This window comes from Mesorhizobium sp. M7A.F.Ca.AU.002.02.1.1 (genome assembly GCF_003998535.1).
Classification (GTDB): Bacteria; Pseudomonadota; Alphaproteobacteria; order Rhizobiales; family Rhizobiaceae; genus Mesorhizobium; species Mesorhizobium ciceri.
Genome location: NZ_RZPB01001423.1, coordinates 1 through 591, shown reverse-complemented (window position 1 = coordinate 591; position 591 = coordinate 1). Strand labels below are relative to the sequence as shown.

General features: G+C 62.1%; 1 protein-coding gene. It reads left to right on the top strand.

What is annotated here, in order from left to right; genetic code table 11:
* Positions 1-303 (top strand): hypothetical protein (locus EN879_RS38130; RefSeq protein ID WP_127274820.1); only part of this gene is annotated, 303 nt, incomplete at its 5' end.
* Between the last annotated feature and the right edge of the window lie 288 nt (positions 304-591).

Sequence of the window (591 nt, the reverse complement as noted above, 5' to 3'; positions counted from 1 at the left end):
CATCCCTATGACCCAAAGCCCGTTCTCGATCTCATCGCCAGCATCGAGGCCGATCTGCAGCGCCTGAAAGGCCTGGTCGAGCAGCAGGTCGAGAAATTCGACCCCGCCAATCCGCACAACAAGGCGCCGGACGGCAAACTGACCGAGGAAGGCGTCGAGTGCTGCTACCGCATGTTCGACGAGGGCAAGTCGCGCTATTCGGTCGCCCAGCAGATGAAGATATCCTTTGCCGCCGCCAGCCACCGCTTCAACAACTGGCGCAAGCTGGGCGGGAGCAAGAGGCAGAGGACGCTGTTGGGGTGAAACTCGTGAGACGGCGGCGGGACGGCGCCCCCCTCTGTCCTACCGGACATCTCCCCCACGTGGGGGAGATTGTCAGCTTCATTAGGTGTGCCCCTTCTTCAACGTTGGAAATTGGCGAAAGCGGATACCCAGCCGATCTCCCCACCCGTGGGGAGATGTCCGCAGGCCAGAGGGGGGCGTGCAGCCGAGGCGTTGGCGACCGTCTCGCTAAACCTTGTAACGGTCACATTTTTCCCATGGTGCGCCGCCTCCCTTTGCGGGCATCATGGAAAGACCCCTGTCCACTGG